This window comes from Shewanella decolorationis S12, assembly GCF_000485795.1.
Taxonomy (GTDB): Bacteria; Pseudomonadota; Gammaproteobacteria; order Enterobacterales; family Shewanellaceae; genus Shewanella; species Shewanella decolorationis.
The window spans coordinates 175,344-189,401 of record NZ_AXZL01000076.1; the positions used below are offsets into that span (position 1 = coordinate 175,344).

14 protein-coding genes are annotated in these 14,058 nt (G+C 45.1%); 7 read left to right on the forward strand and 7 right to left on the reverse strand.

The features are described from left to right. Positions 1–99: 99 nt before the first annotated feature. The 4 genes from SHD_RS17790 to SHD_RS17805 form a co-directional block, all read right to left on the reverse strand. Positions 100–1,776 carry an OpgD/OpgG family glucan biosynthesis protein gene (locus SHD_RS17790; protein ID WP_039978641.1) on the reverse strand — a complete coding sequence of 559 codons (1,677 nt, stop codon included), beginning with the start codon at positions 1,774–1,776 and terminating at the stop codon, positions 100–102. Between the two features lie 360 nt (positions 1,777–2,136). Further along, positions 2,137–2,613 carry a GNAT family N-acetyltransferase gene (locus tag SHD_RS17795; protein WP_023268401.1) on the reverse strand — a complete coding sequence of 159 codons (477 nt, stop codon included), beginning with the start codon at positions 2,611–2,613 and terminating at the stop codon, positions 2,137–2,139. Positions 2,614–2,797: 184 nt separating this feature from the next. Then, the gene (locus tag SHD_RS17800) at positions 2,798–3,532 is read right to left on the reverse strand and encodes an LrgB family protein (protein ID WP_023268402.1); all 735 of its coding nucleotides are present in this window, start codon (positions 3,530–3,532) and stop codon (positions 2,798–2,800) included. After that, positions 3,532–3,966: a CidA/LrgA family protein gene (locus SHD_RS17805; RefSeq protein WP_023268403.1), complete on the reverse strand. Its 435-nt coding sequence runs from the start codon at positions 3,964–3,966 to the stop codon at positions 3,532–3,534. The genes SHD_RS17800 and SHD_RS17805 overlap by 1 nt, the downstream gene beginning before the upstream one ends. Positions 3,967–4,087: 121 nt before the next feature. Between SHD_RS17805 and SHD_RS17810 the strand changes: the two genes are divergently transcribed. Then, positions 4,088–4,978: a LysR family transcriptional regulator gene (locus SHD_RS17810; protein WP_023268404.1), complete on the forward strand. Its 891-nt coding sequence runs from the start codon at positions 4,088–4,090 to the stop codon at positions 4,976–4,978. 2 nt (positions 4,979–4,980) lie between these two features. Here SHD_RS17810 and SHD_RS17815 read toward each other — a convergent pair whose 3' ends face one another. After that, complete coding sequence (locus SHD_RS17815; protein WP_039978642.1) at positions 4,981–5,805, reverse strand: hypothetical protein; 825 nt, start codon at positions 5,803–5,805, stop codon at positions 4,981–4,983. Between the two features lie 371 nt (positions 5,806–6,176). On the opposite strand from SHD_RS17815, the gene SHD_RS17820 reads away from it, so the two are divergent. The 3 genes from SHD_RS17820 to SHD_RS17830 are packed head-to-tail and all read left to right on the forward strand — an operon-like array spanning position 6,177 to position 8,315. Continuing rightward, on the forward strand, positions 6,177–6,911 hold the full coding sequence (locus SHD_RS17820) for a basic amino acid ABC transporter substrate-binding protein (protein ID WP_023268406.1): 735 nt from the start codon (positions 6,177–6,179) through the stop codon (positions 6,909–6,911). Positions 6,912–6,916: 5 nt separating this feature from the next. After that, complete coding sequence (locus SHD_RS17825; RefSeq protein WP_011625362.1) at positions 6,917–7,597, forward strand: amino acid ABC transporter permease; 681 nt, start codon at positions 6,917–6,919, stop codon at positions 7,595–7,597. After that, positions 7,590–8,315 carry an amino acid ABC transporter ATP-binding protein gene (locus tag SHD_RS17830; RefSeq protein WP_023268407.1) on the forward strand — a complete coding sequence of 242 codons (726 nt, stop codon included), beginning with the start codon at positions 7,590–7,592 and terminating at the stop codon, positions 8,313–8,315. The genes SHD_RS17825 and SHD_RS17830 overlap by 8 nt, the downstream gene beginning before the upstream one ends. Before the next feature lie 477 nt (positions 8,316–8,792). On the opposite strand, the gene SHD_RS17835 is transcribed toward SHD_RS17830, so the two are convergent. Beyond that, a complete protein-coding gene (locus tag SHD_RS17835) occupies positions 8,793–9,305 on the reverse strand; it encodes a HEPN domain-containing protein (RefSeq protein WP_039978643.1) in 513 nt (170 codons plus the stop codon). Between the two features lie 658 nt (positions 9,306–9,963). Then, on the reverse strand, positions 9,964–10,974 hold the full coding sequence (locus SHD_RS17840; RefSeq protein WP_023268410.1) for a sugar-binding protein: 1,011 nt from the start codon (positions 10,972–10,974) through the stop codon (positions 9,964–9,966). Between the two features lie 368 nt (positions 10,975–11,342). Here SHD_RS17840 and nfsB point away from each other — a divergent pair, with 368 nt between their 5' ends. From nfsB to SHD_RS17855, 3 genes are all read left to right on the forward strand, one after another. Beyond that, positions 11,343–11,996 (forward strand): oxygen-insensitive NAD(P)H nitroreductase, encoded by a 654-nt coding sequence (gene nfsB / locus SHD_RS17845; protein ID WP_039978644.1) that lies wholly within the window; start codon positions 11,343–11,345, stop codon positions 11,994–11,996. 321 nt (positions 11,997–12,317) lie between these two features. Then, entirely contained in the window at positions 12,318–12,962 is a 645-nt protein-coding gene (locus SHD_RS17850; RefSeq protein ID WP_023268412.1) for a DNA-J related domain-containing protein, read from the forward strand. A gap of 253 nt (positions 12,963–13,215) precedes the next feature. Beyond that, the gene (locus SHD_RS17855; protein ID WP_023268413.1) at positions 13,216–13,968 is read left to right on the forward strand and encodes a thiol:disulfide interchange protein DsbA/DsbL; all 753 of its coding nucleotides are present in this window, start codon (positions 13,216–13,218) and stop codon (positions 13,966–13,968) included. Positions 13,969–14,058: the final 90 nt, after the last annotated feature.

A 14,058-nucleotide genomic window follows, 5' to 3' on the forward strand; every position in this document is an offset into this window, starting at 1 on the left:
TCCTCAATAACCTCGTATCAGGCTTGCAATTAACTAAGGAGTGAGTATAAAAACGCCAGCACTGGGCTGGCGTTTTAAGATTTAAAACTGAGTCACGGCTTACTGCAGATGACCGGCGTTATGTAGCTCACGCTCGTTCATTGGTGGTGGTGTCCACTGGTACATCCAAGTCTCAGTTAACGGCTGACCGTCGACCTCTAAGTAAACTCTGAGGTTAATTGGCTCTACGCTGTCTTCTGGTGGCACTAAGTCAAACATAGCGCGGTAACCGTTAATCGCATGTTGTGGGCGAGCAGATTCAATTTCGACACGACCTTGAGAGGTCGAAATCACCGCCTTCACTTGGGTATCTTTACCCAGCATAGGTAAAGAACCACCAGCAAAATCAATCACAAAGCGCTTGCTATAGTACTTACGCTTTTGACCAACCACACCACCAATACCGGTAAAGGTATCAACTACGCGGGCACGGGGTGACTGCACGGGTGGAATACCGCCCCAGTACATGTTGTAGCTGTAAAGTAGTTCTTGACCCGGTTGAATAGGCTCAGCTGGGTTCCAAAACGCCACGATATTATCGAAGGTTTCATCCAGTGTTGGAATTTCCACTAACTGCACCGAACCTTTACCCCAATTACCCGTTGGCTCAATCCACAGGCTTGGACGCTTCTCGTAGAACACACCATCATCTTGATAATGGTCGAAATTACGGTCGCGCTGCATTAAACCAAAGCCCTTTGGATTCTCATCGCTATAGGCATTGAAACGCAGGTTGCTTGGGTTGCCCAGCGGACGCCAAATCCACTCACCGTTACCCGTGTGCATGGCAAGGCCGTCTGAATCGTGGATCTCTTGGCGCCAGTCGTAACCCGTGCGGCGGTCGTTTTCACCCACCATGTACATACTGGTCAGTGGTGCAACGCCTAAACGTTCGATGGCTTTACGCGGATAAATCGCCGCATCGACCTTCATTTTTAAACGCTCGCCCGGCTCGATATCGAAACGGTAAGCCCCTGTTACACTTGGTGAATCTAACAGAGCGTACACAGTCGCAATATTAGAACCCGGTTGTGGTTTCTCTAACCAGAAACGGGTAAACATAGGGAATTCTTCAGGCTTAGGCAGCGCAGTGTCTACCGCTAGACCACGGGCAGATAGACCATATTGCATTTCTTGGCCTACGGCGCGGAAATAGCTGGCACCTAAGAAGGCGACCACGTCACGCTGCCAGTCGGTATTAAACTGCATTCTAAACCCAGCAAAACCTAGGTCTTTTGGTAGCTGGCTACCCTTTACCTTGGATTTACCGTAATCGAACATGGAAGACGAATATTCGATAAGCTTTGCCTTGCCATTTTCCAATTGGTAAATATGCACAGGCGTATCGAAGTACAGGCCTAAGTGGAATAACTCGGCGCGAAACTCCGAATCATCCTCACGCCACAGGGCGGCTTTTTTCTTGAAATGGAACTGCTGGTAATCATCCCAGCTCATGCCCTGTAAGCTTTTTGGCAACTCGCCCTTATGGCTCACATAGGACTCAGTAGCCAGCGTATGGGCATAGCCTTTCAACCAGGCATAGCTAAACTCTTCTTCCTGCGGTGCACTCGCCTTACCCGCTGCACAAGCAGATAAGCTTAACAACACGCTGCAAGTGAGTAGCACACTGCCCACCATGCGTTGTAAACGGCTACGGGTAGACTGAGCTTCCACCGACGGCATCACCATCGGCTCACGATTTAAATGTCTTTGTTCGGGAAATAAATTGGGTTGCATAAGCAGACTCTGATTTGGTGTAACTTCCTGACACTTCTCTGCAAAAGTAAGCATTATTGCAGTGACTGCCCTGTGGAGAACTGTTGATGACAGTGATAACCATACCTCTATCTCCATCAGTTCGCCAGAATCTAACATAATTTCGTCGCAATGGAATATCTCATAGTGACAATATTCAATACTGGCGCCAGTTTATGAAAATAGTATTAAAATTTTCTAGGCAAAATGGCCGTTCGCAACAGGCGTTTGAATAATTGCTGCAGAGTTGTATGTAGATTGATTATGGTTTGTAGGAAATTGACATAAGGTTTCAAATAGCTTGAAGAGTTAAGCCGTTTTCCTACTCACAACACAGCCGCACTATAACAACTTAAATTCAATCAATGGGGCGACATCCCCTTCTTCTTGGATAGTGTTCCCCGTCTCAATAAACCCATGGCGCAGCAACACCCGCTGGGACGCCACATTATGCTGAGCCACATGGGCAAAGAGCGGCCTTGAGGTCACTAAAGGTAAAAACGCGCTTAAGGTTAGTGTTGCTACCCCACGACCCCAAAATGCACGGTCGATCCAGTAGCCAATCATCGCCTGACCATCCATATGCCAATGGCCGATATTGCCAACGAGCAAGCCATCGACTTCTATCCCCCGTGCCAGCACCGATGCCTGCCCGAGGATATTTTGCTGCCAATGAAGGTAAAACGCCTCGCGATCCCGCGAGGGAAACTGTGCCAATTGGGATGCTATCGGATCCTGCTGATGGGTGAAGAGCAATTCCAGATCGTCTTGTCCTATGGGTCTCAATGTCACATTCGATACCCGTGTTTGCTTATCCATCCTATATCCCTATTCGATTTAATTGAGTGTCACTAGATTTCAACATTCGCCGCCAGCTAAAAAAATGGGCGCATAACCCAAGCAGAGGTTAGCGCCCTAAGAGGCAAAACAACATCATTTAAACAAACAAAATCGCAATAAGGTGGAGAGGATTAACGTAAACTCAGCACATCAATCTCGAACACTAACTGAAAATAACCGCAAATACGGGCGCGCCCAGCACCATGGCAATCCCAATAAAAATCATGGTTAAACTGGCAATAACGCCCTCTTGCTGGCCTAACTCACTGGCTTTTGCAGCGCCCGCACCGTGGGCCGAGGCGCCCAAGGCCACGCCTTTACCTAAAGATGTACGAATGTGCATCAGCTTGAACAGCGGCTCACATACCAACATGCCGATAATACCGGTGATGAGCACCATCATGGCGGTCAGTTCTGGCACTCCGCCAAAGGCACTTGTGGCCTCCATCGCAAAGGGCGTGGATACCGAGCGCACCAATAAACTCTTCGATAACTCGACTGGCAGCGGCACAAATTTCACTAACAGCCAGCTGGAAATCATACCCAGCAACAGTCCCGCTATCACCCCAAGGGCAATGGTCAACGGATATTGGCGAATAAGTTTACGCTCCCGATAAATCGGCAAAGCAAATGCGATTGTCGCAGGTGCCAACATCGCCATTAACCAATGGGTGTATTCAAAATAAGTGGGCAGTGGAATATCGAGGTTAAACACCAAGAGTGTGATCACCACGGGCGCGAGCACAATCGGCGCCAACCACCACACACGGTGGAGCCTGTATAAACGCTTGGCCACAAAGTAACAGAACAGCGTTAATAACAAGCTGATAAGCGCCAATCCCGTCTGCGAAAACAGCAACTCAGAAACAGCCTCAGGGCTTAAGTTAAGGCTCGACATTAGGCGGCCTTAGCATGGCGGCGTGCATGCTTTTTGATATTGAGTTGACGCTCGAAACGAAATACTCGGTCAACCACAAATCCCGTGCCCACCATCACGCACACACTGCCCATCACTAAGGTGAAGAGAATATTCACCCCATATTGTTCAAACAGGCCTTCGTACTTGATCACAGAGATCACTGGCGGAATAAAAAACAGCAGCAACTCGCCAATCAACCAAGCGGCACCAAGCTGCACGGCGTTTTCAGGGATTAACTTAGTCGCAAGTAAAATCAGTAAGATACCTAGACCCAGCACACTACCTGGCACAGGTGAATGTGCCCAAGTCGCAAACCAATGGCAGGCGAAAGACAATAAACAAAAGAGGCCAATTTGAGTTAACAATAAAGCCCCATGACGGCATCGACGTATTGCGGCTTGTAGGAAAGACATGCGGTTTCTCGATTTACACTAAAAGTTGCTATGGGATTATTTTAGGCTTGCCTATTTGATAAAAAAAATGAATATTAAGAATGCAATCCATGAATTTTAAGAATGTATTATAGGAAAGATAATGGATCTTAAAGTGCTGCGTTATTTTATCGAGATCATCGATGCCGGCGGTTTTGGTAAGGCCAGCGAAAAAGTTCACCTCACCCAACCCGCCCTTTCCAAGGCGCTGCGCCAATTAGAGGAAGAACTGGATCTCGTGCTACTCGAGCGCGGCAAACGTGGCACTCAGGTTAAGCTCACCCAAGCGGGAGAAGTGGTCTATCGCCATGGCAAGGAGTTACTCGCCGGGCGACAACGCATGCTGGCCGAACTCAGTGCCCAGCGCAGTTTAACCGCTGGCGAATTAAAACTCGGTCTCGCGCCGCTCGGCAGTGCTGAAATTTTTGCCCCTATTATTGCCAAGTATCGCCAGCAATATCCGCAAATCGATATGCACCTACTGGTGCGCGGCGGCGTGGAGCAAACCTTAGCCATTCAAAAAGGTGAAATCGAACTGGCAACCGGGATTATCAACCTCGACGATGGTTACCACGGCATTCGGGTGTTTAACGATCCCATGGTGGTAGTGCTACCCAAGGAAAATCCCCTCACCTCACGGCCAATACTGTCAATCCACGACTTAGTCGATGAGCCGCAAGTGATGTTTGAGACCGAATATACCTTGTATCAACTGGTGTTAACCGCTTGCCAACACGCAGGATTTACTCCTAAAAACATCACTCGAGTCAGCCAAGCCGACTTTGGTATCGCTCTGGTGGCAGCGGGAACAGGTGTGATGATACTGCCGCGCTCTATTGCGCGGCGTTACAGCGTGTCTGGGGTGGTGAATATTCCATTGGCGAGCGATGAACTGCGCTGGGAGTTATCGCTATTTTGGCGCAAAGAACAGGTATTGTCCTTTGCAGCGCAGGCGATGATTGCGTTAGTGGAGAAACACTTAACCCAAAAGTAATACTACCAAGGCACGACTAAACTAAGTCGCACTAAGGTATCGTTATCCCAAGGCAGGATGGGTAAGTAATTGGGCGAATTTACGCTCACCTTAGCATAGGGGTCCAAGTTATATTCAGTATGTTCAACATACAGTAACCATTGGCTACCCTTTTCCCAATAATCGGTGTCATAACTCAGGGTAAAACGATACTGATTTTCAAGCCATTGGTCGCCATCGTTCCAGGTTTGAGCGGCTAAATTCAGATCAAATTTTGGCGTAAAATCAACGCCAAAACTGCCCATTACAGTGTAAGCAAACTCGCTATTGCCAAAATCGCCTCTATCGTAACCTCGGGTGCGGGGGACGTCATCATCGATTTCTAAATAGTAATAGCCCGCGCCCGCTTTCAGCTGGGCTTGGGTTTGTTTGCCATGATAATTGGCTGTGAGGCCGGGAAAAAACTTCGCCTGCTTCTCCACTGAACTTACGGTGTTACGCTTGCCCTGCAAATCCACTTGCCACCCTAAGGACAACTCGGGAGAAAAACGATAAAGCTCTCCAAGAGCGGCATATTCCGATTTGAACCACATTGGAATATGGTCAGGATCCAGCTTATCCGTATCAATATCGATAAACATATCCAGCACCGCAGACAAATAAATATCCGATGCAGTGGTATGTTCAATCATAATATTGCCGTTGAATCCAAAGGTATGTGAACTCTCCTGCTCCACAATAAAATCATGTATCCCCATGGTGTAATGCCATTGGGTGGATTCTTCTGCACTGACTGAGGTGGTTAAACCGAGAAGGAGTGCCACTGGTGCCAGAGTTAGGTATCTCACATTTCGCTCCATAAAATACTGTTTAATACTGCATTAAGATTAGATGATTTAAGTGTAATTTAATGAAGTTTTTACCATTTGTATCTGAGATAGTTCATAAAAATCCATCCCTTTCGCCAAAGTGAATAAAAAATTGCATATCTCGCGGTTTAAAATCGTGAAATTGCTATTCACGGTCACCCTAAACAATTTGGCAACTTTTTAAAAATCTATTGATATCAAATGACACTATCCTATTAAACATAGAATCCTATCTAAATCACCCACACTCACCAATGAATTTTTAATCATTTTTAAAGCATAATTATTGACACTCATGCTGTATATCCCTATAGTCGCCACATTGCGAGTCATTCAAAAGAGAGTCTTAAATGAAAAAATCCATGTTATTAGGCGGCCTAGCGCTGACTGCCACCTTGTTGTTAGCTGGATGTGGGAAAAGCAACGATGTTTTAGTGGTTGGTACCAATGCGGCCTTCCCGCCCTTTGAATACGTTGGCGGACAAAGTGGCGACGAAATCAAAGGCTTCGACATTGAACTTGCCAAACAAATCGCTAAGGATGCCGGCAAGACGCTTAAAATCGAAAACATGAAATTCGATTCACTGATCGTCGCGCTAAACTCAGGCAAGATTGATTTTATCGCCTCGGGCATGACTATCACCCCCGAGCGGCAGGCAAGTGTTAACTTTTCCGAGCCCTACTACGAGGCGACTCAAGTACTGCTCGTAAATAAAGATAACGACACAATTCATACCCTTGATGACATTAAAGATAAACACTTTGCGGTACAGCTCGGCTCAACCGCCGATATGATGTCTAAAAAGTACACCCAAAATGTCACGGCGTTTAACACAGGTTTTGAAGCCATCATGGAACTGAAAAATGGCAAAGTCGACTTAGTACTATTCGACAGCGAGCCTGCGGCGAACTATCTGGCGAAAAACCCCGATCTCAAACTGATCAAGCTAGATTTCCCCCCTGAGTTTTATGGTTTTGCGGTGTCGAAGCAGCAACCCGAACTCCTCAATAGTATTAATCATACGCTGAAAAACCTGAAAGCAAGCGGCCAATATCAGACGCTCGTTTCAGCCCATATCAAGTGATCCCTATGTTAGAAGCAATCAATACTTCGCTGTTTAGCCCGATTGGCGACGACGGCATGATAGGCATACTGCTGATTTTAAATGGCTTAAAAGTCACCTTGATTGTGACCTTCTTCGCCATGTTATTAGGCGCAGTATTAGGCGTGGGCACCACACTGATGAAGATGTCATCTAAGTGGTATATCCGCTTTCCCGCCGAACTTTATGTTGGCGTTATCCGCGGAACGCCTGTGGTAGTGCAGTTAGTGATCCTTTACTTTATCGTGCTGGCAGCACTCGATGTCGATAAAATTACTGCTGCAATTATCGCCTTTGGTTTAAACAGCGGCGCTTATATCTCTGAGATTATTCGCGCAGGGATCCAAGCCGTCGATAAAGGTCAAACCGAAGCGGCTCGCTCGCTTGGTCTGTCACAAGCGATGACCATGAAGCTGATTATTCTGCCGCAGGCGATTAAGAATATTCTGCCCGCGTTAGGCAATGAGTTTATCGTGCTACTCAAAGAAACCGCCGTAATTGGCTTTATTGGCGGCGTAGATTTGATGCGGGCGGGCGAGATTATCCGTAGCCGCACCTTTGAAGACAGTATCCCACTCTTTACCTGTGCACTGATTTACCTATTCCTGACCTACAGCTTCACATTTATGCTGTCGAAATTCGAAAAGAGGTTGAAGCAAAGTGATTAACATAACCAACCTACATAAAAGTTATGGCGAGAATGCAGTCCTTAAAGGCATTAACGAACATATTCGCCAAGGCGAAGTGGTGAGTGTTATCGGCCCCAGCGGCAGCGGTAAAAGCACCTTTTTACGTTGCATCAACCTGTTAGAAAAACCCACCCAAGGGGATATCGAAATCGAAGGGCAATCCATTACCGCCAAGGATGCCTGTGTCGATAAATTGCGGCAAAAAGTAGGTATGGTGTTTCAAAATTTCAACCTATTCCCCCATAAAACCGTATTGCAAAACATTACCTTAGCGCCAGTGAGCCTAAAGTTAATGACCCAAGCCGAAGCCGATAACAAGGCGCTGGCGCTGCTCACTCAAGTGGGTTTGCAGGATAAAGCTAATGCCTATCCTTCGAGTCTCTCGGGTGGACAAAAACAAAGGGTTGCCATTGCCCGCGCGCTGGCGATGGAGCCAGATCTGATGTTATTCGATGAGCCCACCTCGGCACTCGACCCCGAAATGGTCGGCGATGTATTGGATGTGATGAAGGACTTAGCGCAAAAAGGCATGACCATGGTGATTGTGACCCACGAAATGGGTTTCGCGCGCGATGTTTCCGACAGAGTCATCTTTATGGATGGCGGCTATGTGGTGGAGTCCAATGTCCCCGAGGAATTATTCACCCGCCCCCAAGAAGCCAGAACCCAAAGCTTTTTAAGTAAGGTGCTGAGGTAATAAAGACTTATACAAGATTGCAAGTTGAACAATGGTATTTGCTTGATGAGACTCTGCATGCTTTGAGACAGAAGAGCGTGAAAAATTGAAAGGCTAATATCACTGCTTAGTTATTAAATTCATGCCCATGTTGAAAGGCGAACCATGGTGTTTGCTCGACGACACGCAGCGAGTCCATCCGTGGATGCTCGACCGCCCCGTCCTTGGGGCGGACGGTCGTCTCGCTAATCACCATGGCTCACCTATTTAGCATTGTCGTAGCCTATAAGTCTTAAAGAAATACTCAGCAAGCTTTGGGACATTTTCGAGTTAAAGCCTTAACTCAAACGCGTCTGCTTCAGATAAAAATATCTATGGGTTAACGCCCTGTTAAGGGGTGAGCAACGCAATACCGAGGCCGCCGCAAACCACCTTAATCACCAAAACCAACGCATAGTGAAAATGCCACGCGTTTGCGAATCCCTCTTGAACAGTTTGTTATGCAGATTTTCCACCCAATTCTCGATGGCAAATATCCCAAATGTTGCTGACGTTTTCTAGTGTTGGGAAACGCTTTGGACAAGCTCTAGTAATATTACCATCTCGAATAATATGCTTATTTTGGACTACGTCATGATAGTTGTCCCAATGACCGTCTTTGTTTGGCACAGGGTAACGTCCACTCCATATAATGATTTCCGAAAGCAACTCTAATGTGTCGAGCTGTTCAATTGAAAACGGAAGATCGAGATTACGAGCTAGATCATGCAGCTTGTGAGTTTTAGGGATGCCTTTACCTTTGAGCAAAGCTACGGCTTTTAAAATAAGTTCTAATGAGATCGCAGCATTGTAAAAATATGCATACTGAACTTCTGAAAAATCACTCTGACTAAGAACTGTTGCAGCTACTTTGAATGACTGAGCACGAGTAACCCAACTTTCTATCGACTGCTTCTCGTCTTCAAATGTATAGCCCGTAATTTCGCGAATTTTCTTTCGACTAGAACTCAATGTTACCTCCATCTGCATAACATTTTATTCGTGCGCATGCGCGTTTATCTCGTTGGACCAGTAAAAACGCGCACGGTTAACTATCTGTATGCAAAGAACTTATCAGCTTTCTGCCAAATACACCATCTGGAAAAACACGCATGCGCGTTTTCCAAACCTATTAACTAAAATTCAGTTACTGTATTCACCTGATTTTATAGCGTTTTATTTTTTGCAGATAGAGTTAATTCGCACTGATATTGTCAGAAAATCATACCAAAACACCCAAATTTAAATATGACTGTATATCCATGCATTGTTAGCCGATTTCTTGTAAGACCAAACATAGGCAAATAGATAAGAATATGTATGGCAGCAGGTGTAGGAATTTTCGGTTAAGCTAACGAGCCGAAACACGAAATGGGGCAAAAGCGCGTTCGCCCGAAGCCACCCAAAAATAGTAAGAGTCGCACAACTAGGCTAACCAAGTCTGATCCACTGTCATGTTTGAATATTAATAGGGTAATTCCAAATTAATACAGCAACAGATTACCAATGGTCTTTCATCACCAGCTTATGGATATATAAGATGGATATAAAAGACTGTGCAAACATCTGTTTGTGACTTTTTGGCGTCAGCACTCTCCAAAACGGTCTCTAGAACATAACCTCTATGACATTACATTCCCGTAGGTTTCTCGCAGGTCTCATAGTTCTGTTGAGTACAAAAGGTCACTGGTGTGTAGATAATGTCGTCGTATTTTTGTTTCGTGACAATTTTATAAAGCGTCAAAATTGCCTGCTTTCCCATTTCATAGGGATTTTGACCGACATTGATATGCGCAAGATTATCCTTCAACATCGTTAATTGCTCAGGAGATGTGTCTGTCATAATAATCACAACCTCCTTATCATTAATTTTTCCTTGGAATGGGGCAATCATTTCACGGTAGAGAGCGGCATCATTTTGTGCCCAACCACCAACGGAAACGAAGGAGTCGGCCTTCACTGGCTTACCTTTCATCACGGACTCCATTTGCTTAACCGCTTGACTAAGTTGGTCAAAATTAAACAAAGGCTCCCGCACTTCAGTCCAGCCCTGTTCGTTATTTAGCATTTTCCCGGGAGGAACACTGTATGTATTCCCTGATAATGCGGAGCGAACGCCCATCAGTCTTAAATTCAAATTGGGGGAATCGGGTCTTCCAGATTGTATGATTAACGTCCCTCCATTAGGCCGTAATTTTTTTAATTCCTCCCCTAATGATTTACCCAGTTCAAAATTGTCAGTACCGATATAGGCTAAGCGAAAATTCTTGGGATCTTGGTTAATAGAAGCATCAAAGTCAGAATCATAGGTAACAACGGGTATGCCGGCTTCCTTTGCTCTTTTAAGGCTATTTTCAATTAAATACTTAGATTGGGTAACCGCAACGGCAATACCATCAACACCTTCGTCAATAAGCTGATTTATCACTTGATCTTGCAATCTCACACTACTTAATTCGGGTCCTCGGTAGATACACTCAACCCCTTTTATTTGTGCAGCGGCGTCAACACAACCAGTTTTACTTTGGTCAAAGAAAACACTATAAAATTTGGGAACAACTGCAAATTTAAGCTCTTTCCCATCACTAGAAGACAGTGGTAATAGACTCAACGCAATAAGCAGCATAAACAATCTTGCCATATATTCCCCTAAATAAACCCTAAGCTCGGCTTAATAAAAAATGTAGCAAAGGAATAGATTAAACCACACGAGCGACAACGGTATTATGGAGGATTTTTGATCTAACTCAGCATTTTTGGCATCGTCCATATCCCTGTTATCAACAAAACAGCACTCAAAAATTTGTTTAACCAGCCATAACGCCATTAGATGACTCTTGCTATTCACAGCTATTCAAAAAAATCCCTAATCATTTCATGACGCAAAACGACTATTAATTTCAAAAATATTTTGAAACTGATAGCCGTTTTGATCACATTGTTTTTTGCCCAAACCTGCTTAAAATGCTGAGGTTGAATTTGTATTCCTAGATGATTTGGAGCCGTTACATGAGTGATTTAAGTTTTCTCGCTAAAAAGCGTTACACCACTAAGGCCTTTGATCCAACCAAGACGATTCCTGCCGATAAGATTGACGAAATCAAGACCTTACTGCAGTTCAGCCCATCATCGACCAACTCGCAGCCTTGGCACTTTGTGTTAGCAGGCACGGCGGAAGGCAAAGCTTTGATCGCACAAGCGACCGAAAACTATGCCTTCAATACTCAAAAAATTCTCAATGCTTCCCACGTAGTCGTACTGTGCACCCGTACTCAACTCGATGAAGCCCATTTATTGCAAGTGCTAGAGCAAGAGGCTAAAGATGGCCGTTTTGCCAATGAAGAAGCCAAACAAGGTCAACATAATGGCCGTTCTTTCTTTGCCAATATGCACAAATTTGAATTAAAAGACGTCCAACATTGGATGGAAAAACAAGTGTATTTAGCGCTCGGTACCTTAATGTTAGGCGCAAGTGTACTCGATATTGATGCTTGCCCAATTGAGGGGTTCGATGCCACTAAACTCAATCAAGTCTTAGGCTTACGTGAAAAAGGCCTGTGCGCTTCTGTCGTGGTCGCTCTAGGTTACCGCTCCGAAGAAGATTTTAACGCTAAGTTACCTAAGTCGCGTTTAGCGCAAGAGGTTATCTTTACCGAAATTTAAGTCATTAGCTCTTAGCCAATCTAAGCTAAAGACGATAAATGCCCTTGCTTACATAGATAAGTAAGGGCATTTTTATTGCTTCCACTCCAGACTATCACAATACAATTATCACAGTTAAAACCAACCAAAGTCGGAGTGACCAGAGCCCAAATTGCTCTAAAATCCATCTTTGCCTACACTTTGCACTGTGGCATAGTGTGTACCTAATGCGTAAATTTAATGGCTCAGAATAAGATAAAAACATTAATAATCTTATAGATATAGGGAAACCTTACATTTCGCCACTCTTGCTTGATAACAACTTAGGATGGGACTGTCAGTATGCTACTCGCTAAACCTTCACTCAGTGCAGAAGCTCAATCGGCAAAGGTATCGACTACCAAGGGCGATAACCCATTAATCTGGCCCGTGTTATCCGTATTACAAGCCTCAAACCAAAGTTGGAAAATCCACCATCTTGCGACTGAGTTGCAAAATAGAGGACTCATTCATCAGTTAGATGAAAATCCAGGCAACGACCTCTTTAAACGTAATTTTTTACTGATGAATGCCCTGTTTGAGTTGCAAGGAATTCTGCTGCCTAAGCAGTGGTTGCAAGTCAAAGCCATGGAAATCCAAATTTTCCGCCTAGTCCCTTCTAACGTTAACCTATTGATAATGGAAGATACTTCCCTGCGGGAATACTATCTTGATTGGAATAACTACGACACCAGTGAAAATGTAGTTCGCGAATTATTAGAGGCCTTCTGGAGCAGTTATAAGAGCTATATTGGCTTGAATGTGAATTTGATGCACAAGGGCCATGCCCTGAGAGTATTCGAGTTGGATGAAAGCGCCACACCAAGGGACATCCGCAAACAATGGCGCCGTTTAGCGCTGAAATGGCACCCCGATAGACCCGAGGGTGACGCCGCGCGTTTCCGTGAGGTCTGTGAGGCTTGGCAATCCCTGCGGGATATTGCTTAAGTTTTCCCTTTTATAACTGTGATCCCCTTTGCAGTCCTGCAATTCTTATGGTTAAACTCCCGCGGGATCACAGATTTAGTCCAATATCCGCAGCTGAATTCAGCGATAATTAAGCATCTCAAACTAACCTAAAACCATAATCTCGCGGGTAAAAGCCCAGCGTATTTTTCAGTTTGAAGTCATCTCGCCAATTGAGTTAATTGCGCATCCCAATCGATACGATGAATTCACGCTAACCGACTTTGAGGGTTCTATGATCAAACCAATCGCTTTGGCTGTCGCCTTAATCGTTGCACCATTTAGCACCTTTGCCGCTAATTTTGTTGAAGGTACTCACTACACTCAAATCTCCGACAAAGCCCCGAGTAGTGAGCCAAAACTGACCGAGTTTTTCTCCTTTTATTGCCATAACTGCTTCAATATGGAAACCAACTATCTGCCTGATATCAAAGCGAACCTAAACAAAAGCATCGCATTTGATACTAAGCATGTCGACTTTATGAATAGTGCCTTAGGGACTGAAGTCATGCGCTCGCTGGCTGTAATTCAAGAGTTAGATAATAAAGATGCATTAACCCACGCCATGTTTGCAGCCATTCAAGGGGAAGAAGGCGCTAATGGCCATGACCACAGCGCACCAGGGCACAAGCACGAGTCACAAATCAACAGCCGAGACGACATTAAACAAGTCTTCGCTAAGTTTGGTATCGATGCGGCCAAGTACGACAAACTGGCCGACAGCAAGAGTACAGATGAAAAACTCGCCCTATGGCGTGCCCAGCAGAACCTATTCCGCGTTGAAAGCGTTCCCGCTTTTATCGTAAATGATAAATATGCGGTTAACTTAAGTAGTATCAAAACCTTAGATGAATTAATTGGCCTGATTAACTATCTTGCCGTCGAAAAAGATGCTCAGGCACCTAAGAGTTCTGGCGGTAGCGTAAACTGGTTATTTTTAGCCTTTGCCGCAGCAGTTGCTCTTGGCCGTCAAAAACGCTTGAGCTAATCAACTCAGGTGGTTCGGTGAGGTATCAATTGATACTCGCCGAACCGCTCAATTTATTCGTAAGCCAATGTGTAATATCGGACGGCAACA

What these genes read in the sequence shown, in the direction of transcription:
- SHD_RS17825 (WP_011625362.1), top strand. Translation starts at nt 6,917, where the DNA reads ATGTTAGAAGCAATCAATACTTCGCTGTTTAGCCCGATTGGCGACGAC.
- SHD_RS17855 (WP_023268413.1), top strand. Translation starts at nt 13,216, where the DNA reads ATGATCAAACCAATCGCTTTGGCTGTCGCCTTAATCGTTGCACCATTT.
- SHD_RS17805 (WP_023268403.1), bottom strand. Translation starts at nt 3,966, where the DNA reads ATGTCTTTCCTACAAGCCGCAATACGTCGATGCCGTCATGGGGCTTTA.
- SHD_RS17790 (WP_039978641.1), bottom strand. Translation starts at nt 1,776, where the DNA reads ATGCAACCCAATTTATTTCCCGAACAAAGACATTTAAATCGTGAGCCG.
- SHD_RS17850 (WP_023268412.1), top strand. Translation starts at nt 12,318, where the DNA reads ATGCTACTCGCTAAACCTTCACTCAGTGCAGAAGCTCAATCGGCAAAG.
- SHD_RS17800 (WP_023268402.1), bottom strand. Translation starts at nt 3,532, where the DNA reads ATGTCGAGCCTTAACTTAAGCCCTGAGGCTGTTTCTGAGTTGCTGTTT.
- SHD_RS17810 (WP_023268404.1), top strand. Translation starts at nt 4,088, where the DNA reads ATGGATCTTAAAGTGCTGCGTTATTTTATCGAGATCATCGATGCCGGC.
- nfsB (WP_039978644.1), top strand. Translation starts at nt 11,343, where the DNA reads ATGAGTGATTTAAGTTTTCTCGCTAAAAAGCGTTACACCACTAAGGCC.
- SHD_RS17840 (WP_023268410.1), bottom strand. Translation starts at nt 10,974, where the DNA reads ATGGCAAGATTGTTTATGCTGCTTATTGCGTTGAGTCTATTACCACTG.
- SHD_RS17820 (WP_023268406.1), top strand. Translation starts at nt 6,177, where the DNA reads ATGAAAAAATCCATGTTATTAGGCGGCCTAGCGCTGACTGCCACCTTG.
- SHD_RS17795 (WP_023268401.1), bottom strand. Translation starts at nt 2,613, where the DNA reads ATGGATAAGCAAACACGGGTATCGAATGTGACATTGAGACCCATAGGA.